This is a genomic window from Arthrobacter sp. 7Tela_A1, assembly GCF_049311065.1.
Taxonomy (GTDB): Bacteria; Actinomycetota; Actinomycetes; order Actinomycetales; family Micrococcaceae; genus Arthrobacter_B.
Genome location: NZ_JAXIOO010000005.1, coordinates 1 through 14318 on the forward strand (window position 1 = coordinate 1; position 14318 = coordinate 14318).

Below are 14318 nucleotides of genomic sequence, written 5' to 3' on the forward strand. Positions count from 1 at the left end.
GCCCCGCGCCCCCGCCCCCCCCCCCCCCGCCCCCCCCGCCCCCGGGCGGGCGGCGTTGGCGTACGCACGGAATTATTGGGAGGCGGGATAGTCCGGCAGCCGGAGCATGCCCTCCTGGGCCACAGTGGCCACGAGCTCCCCGGAGCGGTTGAAGATCCGTCCGGAGGAGAGACCGCGGGCTCCGGAAGCACTGGGGGACTCCTGGACGTAGAGCAGCCACTCGTCCACACGCAGCGGACGGTGCCACCACATGGCATGGTCAAGGCTCGCTACGGACATGCCGCGGCTGGCCCAGGAAATGCCATGCCGGCGCAGGACCGGTTCCAGGATGGTGTAATCCGTGGCATACGCCAACGCAGCGCGGTGCAGGTTCTGGTCATCGGGCATCGGACCGAAGGTCTTCATCCACACGGCGTTGCGCGCCGTGCGTTCGGGGTCGGCCTGGAAATACACGGGCTGAGTCACATGGCGGATGTCCATGGGGCGGTAATACGACCAGGCCTTCGCGACCGGGTGGTCGAAGCCGGAGAGCAGTTGCGCTGTCGTAGGCAGAGTCTCCGGATCGGGTATGCCCTCAGGCATGGGCTCCTGATGGTCCAGGCCCTCGTCGGGGACCTGGAATGAGGCAATGAGGGACAGGATGGGCACGCCGTTCTGATAGGCATGCGTCCGCCGGGCCGAGAAGGACCGGCCGTCCCGCAGCCGCTCCACTCCGAACGTGATCGGCACTTCCGTGTCACCGGGGCGCAGGAAGTAGCCGTGCATGGAGTGCATGAGCCGCTCTGCGGGGACCGTCCGCGCGGCGGCAACGAGCGACTGGCCGAGAACCTGGCCGCCGAAGACTCTCTTCCGTGGTTCCTCCTGGGACCCTCCCACGAAGATGTCTTCGTCAGTCTTGGCACCGCCTGCGTTGCTCAGGTCGAGAAGCTCGATAAGTGCGGCCGTCGGATCGAAGTCGTCGGCTGGCGCCATAGGTGTGTGTCTCCTTGCAAAAAGCGGTGGCAGTCCGCCGGATACGTGGTTTCGGCAGACGTGGATCTCTCTCGAGATTAGACGCATCAGCAGGGCCGGCCCAACATTTACCCCTGGCCATGCAGCGGTGCCGCCATCCCGGCTCCCGCGGGCCGGCTGACTTCGCGTCATCAGCGTTCTACCTGCGAAGATGGTTCGCATGCCTCTGCACCGATTTCCCATCCAGTTGCGCTTCGGAGACGAGGACGTCAACGGCCACGTCAATAACGTCCGGTACGTGCAGTTCCTCGAAGAGGCCCGGGTCCGGCTCTCCTTGCTGCCCCTGCCCGAAGCCGATCCCGGCGCGGGCGTCTCCACCTTCCGCTCCGTCACCGCCGAGTTCGGAACAACCCTGGTAGCCCGCCAGGAAATTGAGTACATCACTCCGCTGACCTACAGCCAGGATCCGGCATGGATTGGGATTTGGGTCACGGAGGTGGGCGGATCCAGCTTCTCGTACGGCTTCAAGCTCACGGATGAGTCCGCAGAGACCGTTTACGCGGTGGCTGAAGCCTCAATGGTCATGATCAGCAGCACCACCGGACGTCCGGCGCGGCTCTCGGACATCCAGCGCAGGACCCTTGAGAGTTGGCGGGGAGAGCCCGTGCCGTTCCGCCGCCGTCGTTCCGTTGAGAGTCCAGCCGAGGGAGTTAAGTGATGCAGGCAGAAGCGTTGGATTTGGCGGACAGGCAGGTCACCGCGGACCTGCGCAACTTCGTGTCCCGCGCCCGGAGCGCGGACGACGGCGCCATCCGGCTCCAGGCGTTGGGGAACGTCCTCGCCGCGTATGTATGTGTCCTGCGGCCGCGGGTTCTCGGCGAGCCGATGCCAACCGTCATCGGGATGCGGGCGATCCCGCTCGCACGGCCTGCATCCCTGGACACCACTGTCCAGCTCTCAGCTGTCGCGGATCGGCTGGCCCGGATGGATGCGGACGCAACGACCCTGCCCATCCCGCCCATGACCGTCTCGGAGAGCTGGGCAGGGATAGCTGCTCCCCGCTCCGGGTGGGAGCGGAAGGCCGACGTCGAGACGGCGCTGCTGGAACAGACGGCACACCGCGGCATCCGGGAGGTGGCAGCGAGGATCCCGGGGCAACCGGGAGCCGCTGTGGTCAACAACGTCCGGCTTCCGATTTGGAGTGAAGAGATCGCTGGGCTGGGCGTGCCGCTGCCTGCCGGGGCGGCCTTTGCCGCCCTGACACTCGGATTCCTTCCGGAGGGCTCTGCCGGAGGAGGCACCGCTGCGCTCTTCAGCAACGGCCGCTGGCTGCGGCTCTCCACCGATCTGGGGCATGTACTGGTACGCCCGCCGTCGGTGTTCTAGGGACGGCCCGGGGAGCTGTCGCGCGGGTTAGGCGGAGTTGACCATGGAATGTGCGGCCCGGTCCAGATAGTCCCAGAGTGTCTGCTCCTGCAGCGGCGGGAGCTCCAGGGCATCGACTGCCGTGCGCATGTGCTTCAGCCACGCATCCCGGGCAGCGGGGGAGACCTGGAAGGGCATGTGCCGCATCCGCAGCCGCGGATGGCCGCGCTGCTCCCCGTACGTCTTGGGTCCTCCCCAGTACTGCTCCAGGAAGAGCAGTAGCCGTTCCTTGGCCGGTCCCAGGTCTTCTTCGGGATACATGGGTCGCATCAACGGATCATCGGCGACGCCGTCATAGAAGACGTCTACCAGCTTCACGAAAGTGTCATGCCCCCCGACGACTTCGTAGAAGTTGTAGCCGGGCTGGGTGAAGCCGGTGCCGGGGTTCGAAGCGGTTAGCGGCAGTGCCGCCCCTTGGCCGTGCGGAGTCTCAGTCATTTCCTTTAACTTCCTTGTTTACTGTGGCGCCTGCTGGGGCACCTTCGCCGGCGTCGTCGCCGGCGGGCTTGTACTTTCCCTGGGAGCGGTTGCCGACCATGGCGAATTCGCCGTTGCGGATGTACCAGACCACTCCGCGGTCGTCGACGAGCCGGGTGATTCTGATACCCACTGACTGGACGGTGCCGGTGGTTGTGCCTACTTCGATCACGTCGCCGATGCCGTACTGGTCTTCCATCGTGATGAAGAATCCGGCGAGAGCGTCCCGGATCAGTTCGCGTGCGCCGAAGCCCAGGGCAATACCGACGATTCCCACGCTGGCCAGCAGGGGAGCGATGTTGGCGCCGATGGCTTCCAGGACCATGATGATCACGACGGTCCAGATCGCCACCGTGACGCAGCTGCGAAGGAGGGCACCGATGGTGTCGGCGCGCTGCGCCCGGCGTTTGTGGTCGAGGTTGCGCAGCACAGGCTGTGCCCAGCGCATTGCGCTGATGCGGACCAGTGGTGAGCCCTTCTGCGCCCGAGCCACGACCTTGGAGATCAGGTAGCGGGCAATGAGCCAGACGATGAGTCCGGCGATAACGATGATTCCGGCCTTGAGCAGGCCAGTGGCATCGAAGTCCACCTCGATGACGGCTGGATCAACGGTTCCTGGAAATTGCACGGTGCAGCGGCATCCTTAGCTTTGGCGAATGGGCTCCTCCAAGGCTACCGGTACGGCTATCCGCGCGTTGCCGCCTCATGCAGCACGGGGAAGTTCACGCTCCGGGCGATGAAGCACAGCCGGTGCGCTTCATCGTGGAGGGCCGATGCTGTGTCCGGGTTTCCGCCGTTGATGACGACCTGCGGACGGAGCAAAACGGAAGTAAACTCGCCGCTGCCGTCGCGGTTCAGGCGGAGGGTGCCTTCGGCGTCGTCCTGGTACGAAACGACGTTGATGCCGTGCTTAACAGCGACGTGCAGGTAGGAGAGCATGTGGCACTGCGAGAGGGCGGTGAGCAGAAGCTGCTCGGGGTTCCAGCGGTCCCTGTCTCCGTGGAACGTGGGATCCGCGGTTCCGGCGAGGTCCGGCAGGCCCTCGGCACGGACAATGTGGTCCCGCCCATATCCACGGTAGTTCGTTGTCCCGCTGCCGCGGTTCCCGGTCCATTCCAGTGAGATGCCATAACGGTGCTCTGAGAGGTTCACCCCTCAAAGTTACCTTGGCGGCACCGCGGAAAGGAGCGGGAACCGCAGCGGACCAGCGCCGTTAGCGGTCGGCTGCCTGTGCCTTCAACGCCCGGACGACGCCGTCGCGGCTTTCCAGCAGCAGCCGCCGCAGCGCCGGGGCTTCATCGCCCAGGGAGGCCAGGAAGGCATCAGTGCGATCCACGGTCGCCTGGGTGGTGAGGCGCGACGGGTAGAGGCCGACGACGATCTGCTGGGCGATCTCATGCGTGCGGCTGTCCCACACAGCGCGAATGGCACCGAAATACTTTTCGGCGTACGGCTCCAGCAGGGCCGTGTCATGGACGCGGCTGAATCCGCCGATAGCTGCCCGCTGGGCAGCGTTGGGCATGTCGGAGCGTTCCACGATTGCTTCCCACGCCGCAGCCTTGGCTTCTGCGGAGGGCAGGGCGGCACGGGCTCCGGCAGCGGCCAGCGCTCCGGTCGCCGTCGCATCGCGTTCCAGCTCCGCAGCGATCTCCGCCTCACCTGCCCGGCCACCGGCCACCAGGGAAACGAGCAGCTCCCAACGCAGGTCGGAGCCGACTTCGAGGCCCTCGAGCACAAGATCGCCGGAGAGCAATCCGGCAACTGTCTCGAGCTGCTCCTGGGTCTGTGCATGGGAGGCAAAGGCCTTCACGAACTGCAGCTGGGAATCCGATCCCGCATCGGCTCCGCGGCTGAGGTCCCAGAGGCTGTCGGCAGCCGCCGCCGTCATGGCCTGCTGGTCCTGCGGATTCACATAGAAGGCCAGGGTCGTTGCCAGCTGGCGCAGCAGGACCTGGACCACGGAGGAATCCGATTCGGAAGCGATGTTCTGCAGCACCAGTTCAACGTAGTTGCGTGCCGGGATCTCGCCGTCGCGGGTGGCGTCCCAGGCCGAAGCCCACACGAGGGTGCGCGGCAGCGACTCGGCGATGTCCCGCAGGCGGCGGGTGGCGACATGCCAGGACTCGTCATCGAGGCGGATTTTGGCGTACGCCAGGTCATCGTCGTTGAGCAGGATCAGGTCCGGGCGCTGCTGGCCTGCCAGCGCGGGAACCTGGGTGAGCTCCCCGTCGACATCGAGTTCCTCCCGGCGGGTGCGGCGCAGTTTGCCGTCTTCGTCCGCTGTATAGAAGCCAATGGCGAGACGGTGCGGGCGCAGTGTCGGATACTCCGATACAGCGCTCTGGCGGATCGCGAAGGAGGTGATGACGCCGTCGTCGTCCGTTTCCAGCTCCGGACGCAGCGTGTTGACGCCGGCGGTTTCCAGCCACTGGGCGGACCACTGGCTGAGGTCGCGGCCGCTGGCAGCTTCAAGTTCGGAGAGCAGGTCGGAGAGTTCGGTGTTGCCCCAGGAGTGCTTGCCGAAGTACGCGCGCACGCCCTGCATGAACTTGTCCTGGCCCACCCAGGCCACCAGCTGCTTCAGGACGGAAGCGCCCTTGGCATAGGTGATGCCGTCGAAGTTGACCTGGACGTCTTCGAGGTCCCGGATTTCGGCGACAATCGGGTGCGTGGTGGGGAGCTGGTCCTGGCGGTAGGCCCAAGCCTTTTCCATGGACGCGAAGGTGGTCCAGGCCTGCTTGAATCCAGTGGCTTCAGCCGCGGCGAGGGCTGACATGAATTCTGCGAAGGACTCGTTCAGCCACAGGTCGTTCCACCAGCGCATGGTGACCAGGTCGCCGAACCACATGTGCGCGAGTTCGTGGAGGACCGTAATGGCACGGCGCTCCACGGTGGCGTCGGGAACGCGGCCGCGGAAGACGTAGCTTTCCAGGAAGGTCACGGCGCCGGCGTTCTCCATGGCCCCGGCGTTGAACTCGGGCACAAAGAGCTGGTCGTACTTTTCGAACGGGTACGGGGTACCGAACTGGGCTTCGTAGAACTCGAAGCCCTGCCGGGTGAGCTCGAAAATGTTCTCGGCGTCGAGGTACTCCATCAGCGATTTGCGGGCGAAGACGCCCAGCGGGATGGTGCGGCCGTCGGAGCTGGTGAGTTCGGAACGGACGGCCTGGTACGGGCCTGCGACCAGCGCTGTGATGTAGGAAGAGATCCGGGGCGTCGGCTCGAAGGACCAGGTGGCGCTCGGGGCAATGGAATCCTCTGCGCTGGCCTTGACCGGTTCCGGGGTGGGGGAGTTGGAGATAACATCCCAGTGCTCAGGAGCCGTCACCGTGAAGCGGAAGGTTGCCTTGAGGTCCGGCTGTTCGAAGACTGCGAACACCCGGCGGGAATCCGGGACCTCGAACTGTGAATAGAGGTAGACCTCGTTGTCCACGGGATCCACGAAACGGTGCAGGCCCTCACCGGTGTTCATGTAGAACGCATCAGCATCCACGACGAGCTCGTTTGACTCCGCGAGGTTGGGCAGCTGGATCCGCACACCGTCGGAGACTTCTTCCGGGTCCAGCGCGACACCGTTGAGGGTAATCCTGTGCACCTTGGCGGTAACTGCGTCAATGAAGGTGCTGGAACCTGGATCGGCGGTGAAACGCACGACCGTCGTGCTGCCGAAAACGTCGTCACCCCGGGTCAGGTCAAGATTGATGTCGTAAGACTCGACGTTGATCAGTTCTGCCCGTTCACGCGCCTCAGCGCGGGTGAGATTCATACCTGGCAAGGTAGAGCCTTTCGAAGTGGAGAAATGTTGCCGGCGTGGCACCAGGCCACGCCGGCGGCAATGAACAATTGCAACATTCTCTCACTTGGGGCTGTTCTGCCAAGCGGGGGGTCCGCCGGACGCCGGTCCTAGCGGTACTGCACGATCGCTTTCCCGTTGCGCAGGGTAATTTTCCCGCCTGCAAAGGTTTGCTCGGAACCATGTGGAACCGTGTACTCGCCCGACGTCGGGTACCCGAGTCTTCCGTTTTCCCAGCCCTGCGCTGCATATGCCGCCCGAATCCTTCCGGCGTTGGCGTGACCTCCCGCGCCGGGTGACCAGTAGATTGTTCCGCCCTGGAAGGACTGGTAGACGCCGCCGTTCCTTATTTTCACTTCCCCCGAGACCGGGTAGCCCAGGAATCCGTTCTCCCACCCGAGGCGGGCGTAAGCGGCACGGACGCCGCCGGCGTTTGCATGCGCGCCTGTCGCGGGTGACCAATAGATTGTTCCGCCCTGGAAGGACTGGTAGACGCCGCCGTTCTTTATTTTCACTTCCCCTGACACCGGGTAGCCCAAGAATCCTTGTTCGTACCCCAATGACGCGTAGGCAGTGCGAATGCCGCCGTTGTTGAGGTGGGCGCCCGTAGTGGGGGACCAATAGATTGTTCCGCCCTGGAATGACTGGTACACGCCGTTGCGTCCGATGGGGATTTCCGGTGTCACCGGATAGCCCACGTGTCCAGCCGCTGCGCCGTTCTTCCGATATACGTCATGCAATGCTCCCTTCTTGACCGGCAATGCTCCGGTTGAAGGACTCCAATAGATGGTTCCCTTCTCGAAGGTCTGCGAGGCTCCGCCGGCTGAGACGGACTCGTTGCCGGTAGGGAAGCCCAACGAACCCGATGGTCCCTTAAGCGAGGTGTAGGCCGTATTGATCGCCCCTATGACAATCCTGGACCCAGTAGTTGGTGACCACGTGATCGTGCCGCCCTGGAATCGCTGGACACGTCCTTTGCCGGCCGCCGACTGTGCTGCGGCGGGAAATCCGAGTTTGCTCTTTTCCGCGCCCAGGGCCAGGTAACGATCCAGCACGGCACCCTTGGGCACCATGACAGCTCCCGTTGAGGTGCTCGAGTAAATGACGCCCTTCTGGAATTGCTGCGAGGAGCCTCCCTTGAGCTTGACCTCTCCAGCGGTGGGGAAACCCATTGGTCCTGCGGGACCTTTGGAAGCCATATAGGCAGACGCGATTGATCCGCCCACCATGTGTGTGCCGGTTGCGCGCGAGTAAACCAGCCGCCCTCCCTGGAAATTCTGGATGCGGCCGCCGGCTGAGGATTGCTCGTCGGAGATGGGATAGCCAAGTTTTCCGTTTTGGTACCCCTGGCGGGCATAGGCATCACGAATGGGGCCCTGGAATGACGCGTAAGCGGTTTTACCCGGGAGCCGCATGATGGAGCCGCCTTGGAAATTCTGGAAAACCCCTCCTCCCGGCAGGCTGACGTGCTCACTAGTGGGGTAGCCGAGAGGTCCGTGCTCGTAGGAATGACGGGCATATGCCTGACGTATTTCCCCGTTCAGGGAACTCCGTGCGCCGGTGGCGGGGCTCCAATACATGACGCCACCCTGGAAATTCTGGTAGACGCCACCCTTGCCGCCCGGGAGTTCGGACGATGTTGGATAGCCCAGCGACCCGTTGTGCCCGCCCAGAGCCAGATAGCCGCTCCGGACTGCACCTCCGACAACAAAAGCGCCGTGGGAAGGAGAGTAGTAAATGGTTCCGTTTTGGTGCTGCCGGTAAGCTCCGTTGCCCTTTTGCCCGCCAACAATCCCGCCTTGGGCAGCCCCTGTTCGAGGGTTTGCGGCGAAGACGGCATCGATGGCCCTCTTTGCCTGGGCGCTGGTACCGCCGGTGACAGTAACGGACGCAGATGAGGCACTCACCGAATGGATGGCGACTGTAGACCCGCCGTGGGTGGTGAACGTCTGTCCCTGCTGCCAGGCATGCTTGGTGTTGTAGTAACCAGAGAAAGGCCTGGTGCTGGGCGGAATGATGAGGGAGTTGAGGGCCCAGGAGTTCGCGGCGTCAGCTTTGATGATCTTGACGCCCCGGTTTCCCGCACTGCCGCCAGACAAGTACTGGTCATAGCCGGCGGGCTGGCGGAGTTCTACGTAGTACTCTTCACGGGACTGGGGATCGACAAACCTCAGCGCACGGTTGGCGCCCGAACCGCCCCATGGCCGCAGCGTGAATGTCCGCGGTGATCCCGCTTCGCCGATATCGAGGACCTCGTTGCCCTGACCGAAGCTGCCCTTGTGCCAGAAGTATGAATTGATCACCGGCTGGTGGTTCTGGGCCGAACCCATGAGGTCGGTGGTGTCGCCGTACTCACGGCTGGTGCAGGCGCCGTCTGCCCAGCGCCCGGTCGATCCCGGGCCAACGTCCGAACGCCCGTTCGTGCACTGCAGGCTATTGGCATGAAGCAGCCCGAGGACATGGCCGAACTCATGCGTGACGACGTTATTGGTGAAGTTTGACGGAGCGGGCATGAGGATTCGGCCTGCCGTGCCGCCGACAGTCCACCCGCCGCCGAGGATGCCTCCGTAGCCGCCGGACCGCAGATCGGCCGTGGGCACGAAGACGACGAGCGCCGTATAGGGCTTGTCCACCCATTTCAGCTCCTTGGCGATCTTATTCATCATCGTCGCGTAGTCGTCGTATGCATGGGCGGTGGCGCTGCGGTGGATCTTCTCGCTGGCGACTGACATCGAGAGACGGCCGTTCGACATCGTTTTCCAGTAGTTGCTGGCGCTGGAGACCGAGTTGCGCGCCGAGTTGAGGTTCACCAGGTTGCCGTTGCCCTGCACCGTTGCACGGACGAGGGTGACCTTGATGTTTCCTGCCCGTGCCGCGGCGGAAAGCATGCTCGCCGCCCCGCCGCGTGCCATCATCGGCCCGACGGGCTCATGGTCGGACTCAACAGCGGAACGGACACTGCCGTCAGCCTCGGTGATAAGAGGGGTGTTAGGACCGGGAACGACATGGCCTTCACCGACAGGCACATACTCGTAGCCGTCGTCGGGCACGGACGGCTCTTCGGGCACGGATGTCGCTGAGGGGGCGTTCGTTTCGTCCGTGACTGCGGGGACGTTCGCTGCATCGGTGGCATCCAGTGGAACTGCCTGCTGTGCGGGCGCCGTGCCTTCCGGAGACATCTCCGGAACCGGGGACAACTGCGCAGGAAGGGCCTCGCCGCCGGTTATGGCATCCGCTGCAACGTCGCTCAGCAGGGGTGTGGGCTGATCGCCGCCGGGAGACTGCAGAACGGCATCAGGAGCCGCCGGTTCCGCATTTACGGCCGACGCAGGAGGAAGACCTCCAAAAACGAGGCCAGCCGTCAACGTTGCAAGAAGGGCGAGTTTCCCGGTTTTCAATGGCGAATCCTTGCATAGCGCGACTTCGGAGGTGGACGTGGCTTCGCTGGGAACCCTCCAATGCCGGACCTGCCGACGGGCGAGCCCGTTCCCAGCGAAACCACTTGCACTTTCAGCTATCGGCAGGAGTTCAGGCGGCGTTACCCGTTTGCGTCACAGGACGGCAAAAAAGTTAAGCTGGTACTGGAAGTTCTCCCACATACATCTCTGAACGGAAACCCATGCGCGTCCATATCGCTACAGACCATGCAGGACTCGAACTGAGCGCCCACCTGCAGGAACACCTGGCTTCGAAGGGTTATGAGGTCGTGGACCACGGTCCCAAGGAGTATGACGCGGAAGACGACTACCCGGGTTTCTGCATTGACGCCGCACAAGCGGTCGCCGCAGACCAGGAAGCCGGAATCGATGCCTTGGGCATCGTGCTGGGCGGTTCCGGCAACGGAGAGCAGATCGCTGCCAATAAGGTCCGCGGCATCCGCGCGGCTCTCGCCTGGAACCTGGACACGGCGCGTCTTGCCCGCCAGCACAACAATGCCAACGTCGTGGCAGTGGGCGGACGGCAGCACAGCCTCGCCGAAGCGACGGACATCATTGACGCGTTCCTCGCAGAGCCTTTCAGTGATGCCGAACGCCACGTCCGGCGCATCGGCCAGATTGCGGAGTACGAGGCCAGCGGCGCCATTGCCGCCCGCTGATGCCTGAAGGCCACTCCATCCACCGGCTCGCCCGGCAATTCCGGTCGGTTTTTGCCGGGCAGAGGCTGGCGGTTTCCAGTCCCCAGGGCCGGTTCACCGCGGGGGCCGCACAGCTGGACGGGCATACCCTCGTCGAGGCCACGGCACACGGAAAGCAGTTGTTCCTGGGGTTCGACAACGAACTTTTCCTGCGCATCCATCTGGGACTTTACGGTGCCTTCGACTTCGGAGGCGATGACACGTTCCGCGGTTCGTCCAGCATTGGTGCGCCGCGCCGGGTGGGGGAGCAGGAAGTGGCTGACGACGGCGGCATGGGCGCCTATGCGGGCCCGCCCGAGCCCAGGGGCGCGGTGCGCGTCCGTCTCGTATCCGATCACGGATGGGCGGATCTGCGCGGGCCGACGGCATGCGAGGTGGTCACTGAGCAGGAACGCTCGACAGTCCTGGCCAGACTGGGTCCGGACCCATTGCAGCCGGACGCAGACCCGGAGGAGTTCGTTCGCCGGCTGACTGGCAGGGGTTCGCCGGTGGGACAGCTGCTGATGAACCAGGAAGTCCTGGCCGGCGTAGGCAATGTCTACCGGGCCGAGCTGCTGTTCCGGCAGCAGATACCGCCCCGGCAACCGGGTAAGCAGGTTCTTCATGGCACGGCGCTCGACCTGTGGAAGGACGCCGTCGCGCTGATGGCCGACGGCGTCGCCGCCGGAAGGATTGTTACGACGCGCCCGGAGCACCGCTCCGACCACGCGCAGCCGGTGCCGGCGAGTGAAGCTCATTACGTCTACAAGCGCCAGGGCCTGCCCTGCCGGATCTGCGGCACGGCGGTGGCCATGACGGACATGGCCGCGCGGAAACTGTACTGGTGCCCGTCCTGCCAAGCCGGGTAAGGGCACAAAAAAGTCCCGATTCACGGTGATGCACCGTAGATCGGGACTCTTTTGGGAGATTATTCCGCCGAGGGGATGACGGGAATCGAACCCGCGTAATCAGTTTGGAAGACTGAGGCTCTACCATTGAGCTACATCCCCGGCGCCGTAAGGCAGGATTTACCTTAGCACGGGTTTTCGGCGGATGGACAATCGGCGGCTTCCGTCTCGAACGGTGTGCCGGGCAGGGCCGGAATTGTGCATGATTGAGACAATGCCGGTAGGCTGTCAGGTGCACTGACGGGGTGTAGCTCAGCTTGGAAGAGCGCCTGCTTTGGGAGCAGGAAGTCGCAGGTTCAAATCCTGTCACCCCGACTCTGTATGAACAACGGTGCAGACCAACCCCAGAACCCTCAGGAGAACTAACGCTGTGAAGAGCGCTGTAGAAAACCTCACACCCACGCGGGTAAAGCTCAACGTAGAAGTTCCGCTTGAGGAATTGAAGCCGAGCATCGACGAGGCCTACAAGACCATCGCCACCCAGGTGCAGGTCCCGGGCTTCCGCAAGGGCAAGGTCCCCAACAAGCTCATCGATCAGCGCGTTGGCCGCGGCTACGTCCTCGAAACTGCCATCAACGAAGGCCTGAACGGCTTCTACCAGGCAGCGGTCCAGGAAACGGGCATCCGTCCGCTGAGCCGTCCTGAGGTTGAAATCAGCGAAGTTCCGGACCCCACCTCCGACGAAGGCCAGCTGGTCTTCAACGTCGAGCTGGACATCCGCCCCGAGATCGAGCTTCCGGACTACGCCGGCATCGAGGTCACCGTTGAGCCGGCCGAAGCGGCAGACGCAGACGTCGACAAGGCGCTGGACGAGCTTCGCGGCCGCTTCGGCACGCTGAAGTCCGTTGACCGCCCCGCTGCCAACGACGACTTCCTGACCATGGACCTGGTCGCGAAGGTCGACGGCGAAGAGGTCGACTCCGCTGCGGACCTGTCCTACCAGGTTGGCGCCGGCACCATGCTTGAGGGCATGGACGAAGCAGTCACCGGTCTCTCCGCCGACGAATCGGCAACGTTCGTCACCAAGCTGGCCGGCGGTGAGCACGCAGGCTCCGACGCCGAGGTCACCGTCACCGTAAAGGCCGTCAAGGAGCGCGAACTCCCCGAGGCCAACGACGACTTCGCCCAGCTGGCAAGCGAGTTCGACACCATCGCCGAACTCCGCGAAGACCTGGCAAAGCGCGCAGCCGAAGCCAAGGTCATGGAGCAGGGCGTCGAAGCCCGCGACAAGGTCCTCGAGAAGCTGCTGGAAATGGTCGAGGTTCCGGTTCCGGAGTCCGTCATCGAAGAGCAGCTTGAGCAGCACTTCAACTCTGATTCGGCCCACGCTGCCGGTGAAGACCACGACAACGAAGAGCACCGCGCCGAGATCCGCGAGAACACCGAGCAGGCGTTCAAGAACGAAATCATCCTGGACGCTGTCGCGGACAAGGAAGAGGTCGGAGTCAACCAGAACGAGCTCATCGACTACATCGTGTCGATGGCCGGACAGTACGGCATGGATCCGAACCAGTTCGCACAGCTCATTGACCAGGGTGGACAGGTCCCGATGATGGTTGGCGAAGTTCGCCGCCGCAAGGCCCTCGCCAAGGTACTGGAGCTGGCCAAGGTTACCGACACCACCGGCGCCGAGGTAGACCTGACGGCCTTCGTCCGCCCGGAAGGCGAAGAGACGGCACCTGAGGCCGACGCCGCCGAAGAGGCAGCCGAGGACAAGGCCTAGGCCTTATTCTTCCAAGGAAGACAAACCAGTAACGCAGCACCGCAGCCCAGGCTGCGGTGCTGCGTGCTTTAATCCGGTAGTTCCGGCCGTCCGCGAAGCAGTGCGCCAGAGGGGCATGCGGCAGGCCGGGAGCACCGTGCGCCGTCAGCGAACAGCGCGCGTAACGGGAGCAAAAGCAACATCCGAGCGGTTAGTGTCCAAGAAGAGATAAACGGCGGAGGCCAATCCGGTGTACACAGCGGACCGGTAACCCGCCAGAGCGAGAGGTCACTCAGTATGGCAAATGCACCCAGCACACCCACTATGGCTACTGTGGACCCGGCCAGCCGGGATGACTACATCTACAACCGGCTGCTGAAGGAACGGATCATCTGGCTCGGCTCCGAGGTCCGGGACGACAACGCCAACGCGATCTGCTCCCAGCTCCTCCTGCTCTCCGCCGAGGATCCCGAAAAGGATATCTTCCTCTACATCAACTCCCCGGGCGGCTCGGTAACGGCCGGCATGGCCATCTACGACACCATGCAGTTCATTCCGAACGACGTCGTCACCGTTGCTACCGGCCTCGCAGCGTCGATGGGACAGTTCCTGCTGTCCTCGGGCACGAAGGGCAAGCGTTACGCTACGCCCCACGCCCGTATCCTCATGCACCAGCCGTCAGGCGGTATCGGCGGCACCGCTTCCGATATCCGTATCCAGGCTGAACTGATCCTGCACATGAAGCAGGTCATGGCCGAGCTCACCGCCGAGCAGACCGGGCAGAGCGTGGAGACCATCCTGAAGGACAACGACCGCGACAAGTGGTTCACCGCTGAGGAAGGCCTCGCCTACGGCTTCTTCGACAAGATCTCCGCCCACGCCGGCGGGGTTACCGGCGGCGGCGGAACCAACCAGGACCAGGACGGCGAGCAGGAATAACCTGCACCG

General features: G+C 63.9%; 12 protein-coding genes and 2 tRNA genes. 7 read left to right on the forward strand and 7 right to left on the reverse strand.

Going from position 1 to position 14318, the window contains the following annotated elements; all coding sequences use genetic code 11:
• Positions 1–72 precede the first annotated feature (72 nt).
• Positions 73–972 carry an acyl-CoA thioesterase gene (locus TVB01_RS03155; protein WP_422454041.1) on the reverse strand — a complete coding sequence of 300 codons (900 nt, stop codon included), beginning with the start codon at positions 970–972 and terminating at the stop codon, positions 73–75.
• A 199-nt stretch (positions 973–1171) separates the two neighbouring features.
• Here TVB01_RS03155 and TVB01_RS03160 point away from each other — a divergent pair, with 199 nt between their 5' ends.
• Together TVB01_RS03160 and TVB01_RS03165 are read left to right on the forward strand one after the other, a co-directional pair.
• Positions 1172–1669, forward strand: coding sequence for an acyl-CoA thioesterase (locus TVB01_RS03160; RefSeq protein ID WP_422454042.1), 498 nt, complete (start codon positions 1172–1174; stop codon positions 1667–1669).
• Positions 1669–2337, forward strand: a complete 669-nt coding sequence (locus tag TVB01_RS03165; RefSeq protein ID WP_422454247.1) for a hypothetical protein — start codon at positions 1669–1671, stop codon at positions 2335–2337. The genes TVB01_RS03160 and TVB01_RS03165 overlap by 1 nt, the downstream gene beginning before the upstream one ends.
• A 27-nt stretch (positions 2338–2364) precedes the next feature.
• Here the strand turns inward: TVB01_RS03165 and TVB01_RS03170 are convergent, their stop codons facing one another.
• The 5 genes from TVB01_RS03170 to TVB01_RS03190 form a co-directional block, all read right to left on the reverse strand.
• Complete coding sequence (locus tag TVB01_RS03170; RefSeq protein WP_422454044.1) at positions 2365–2814, reverse strand: globin; 450 nt, start codon at positions 2812–2814, stop codon at positions 2365–2367.
• Positions 2807–3481: a mechanosensitive ion channel family protein gene (locus TVB01_RS03175; RefSeq protein WP_422454046.1), complete on the reverse strand. Its 675-nt coding sequence runs from the start codon at positions 3479–3481 to the stop codon at positions 2807–2809. Before TVB01_RS03175 ends, TVB01_RS03170 begins: the two co-directional genes overlap by 8 nt.
• 56 nt (positions 3482–3537) lie before the next feature.
• The gene (locus tag TVB01_RS03180) at positions 3538–4005 is read right to left on the reverse strand and encodes an OsmC family protein (protein WP_422454048.1); all 468 of its coding nucleotides are present in this window, start codon (positions 4003–4005) and stop codon (positions 3538–3540) included.
• 61 nt (positions 4006–4066) lie between these two features.
• Positions 4067–6619 (reverse strand): aminopeptidase N, encoded by a 2553-nt coding sequence (gene pepN / locus TVB01_RS03185; protein WP_422454050.1) that lies wholly within the window; start codon positions 6617–6619, stop codon positions 4067–4069.
• 137 nt (positions 6620–6756) lie between these two features.
• Positions 6757–10044: a hypothetical protein gene (locus tag TVB01_RS03190; protein ID WP_422454052.1), complete on the reverse strand. Its 3288-nt coding sequence runs from the start codon at positions 10042–10044 to the stop codon at positions 6757–6759.
• 221 nt (positions 10045–10265) lie between these two features.
• On the opposite strand from TVB01_RS03190, the gene TVB01_RS03195 reads away from it, so the two are divergent.
• Positions 10266–10742, forward strand: a complete 477-nt coding sequence (locus TVB01_RS03195) for a ribose-5-phosphate isomerase (RefSeq protein WP_422454054.1) — start codon at positions 10266–10268, stop codon at positions 10740–10742.
• Positions 10742–11629, forward strand: a complete 888-nt coding sequence (locus tag TVB01_RS03200; protein ID WP_422454056.1) for an Fpg/Nei family DNA glycosylase — start codon at positions 10742–10744, stop codon at positions 11627–11629. The genes TVB01_RS03195 and TVB01_RS03200 overlap by 1 nt, the downstream gene beginning before the upstream one ends.
• Positions 11630–11699: 70 nt before the next feature.
• Here the strand turns inward: TVB01_RS03200 and TVB01_RS03205 are convergent.
• Positions 11700–11770 (reverse strand) — tRNA-Gly (locus tag TVB01_RS03205).
• Positions 11771–11909: 139 nt separating this feature from the next.
• On the opposite strand from TVB01_RS03205, the gene TVB01_RS03210 reads away from it, so the two are divergent.
• The 3 genes from TVB01_RS03210 to TVB01_RS03220 all read left to right on the forward strand — a co-directional run bounded on the left by TVB01_RS03210 (position 11910) and on the right by TVB01_RS03220 (position 14309).
• A tRNA-Pro gene (locus TVB01_RS03210) sits at positions 11910–11983 on the forward strand.
• A 55-nt stretch (positions 11984–12038) separates the two neighbouring features.
• Positions 12039–13391, forward strand: coding sequence for a trigger factor (gene tig / locus TVB01_RS03215; RefSeq protein WP_422454057.1), 1353 nt, complete (start codon positions 12039–12041; stop codon positions 13389–13391).
• Between the two features lie 303 nt (positions 13392–13694).
• Positions 13695–14309 (forward strand): ATP-dependent Clp protease proteolytic subunit, encoded by a 615-nt coding sequence (locus tag TVB01_RS03220; protein ID WP_191806718.1) that lies wholly within the window; start codon positions 13695–13697, stop codon positions 14307–14309.
• Positions 14310–14318: the final 9 nt, after the last annotated feature.

Excerpts from the sequence above, each read along its gene's own strand:
- TVB01_RS03155 (WP_422454041.1), bottom strand. The coding sequence starts at position 972 with ATGGCGCCAGCCGACGACTTCGATCCGACGGCCGCACTTATCGAGCTT.
- TVB01_RS03160 (WP_422454042.1), top strand. The coding sequence starts at position 1,172 with ATGCCTCTGCACCGATTTCCCATCCAGTTGCGCTTCGGAGACGAGGAC.
- TVB01_RS03165 (WP_422454247.1), top strand. The coding sequence starts at position 1,669 with ATGCAGGCAGAAGCGTTGGATTTGGCGGACAGGCAGGTCACCGCGGAC.
- TVB01_RS03170 (WP_422454044.1), bottom strand. The coding sequence starts at position 2,814 with ATGACTGAGACTCCGCACGGCCAAGGGGCGGCACTGCCGCTAACCGCT.
- pepN (WP_422454050.1), bottom strand. The coding sequence starts at position 6,619 with ATGAATCTCACCCGCGCTGAGGCGCGTGAACGGGCAGAACTGATCAAC.
- TVB01_RS03195 (WP_422454054.1), top strand. The coding sequence starts at position 10,266 with ATGCGCGTCCATATCGCTACAGACCATGCAGGACTCGAACTGAGCGCC.
- TVB01_RS03200 (WP_422454056.1), top strand. The coding sequence starts at position 10,742 with ATGCCTGAAGGCCACTCCATCCACCGGCTCGCCCGGCAATTCCGGTCG.
- TVB01_RS03220 (WP_191806718.1), top strand. The coding sequence starts at position 13,695 with ATGGCTACTGTGGACCCGGCCAGCCGGGATGACTACATCTACAACCGG.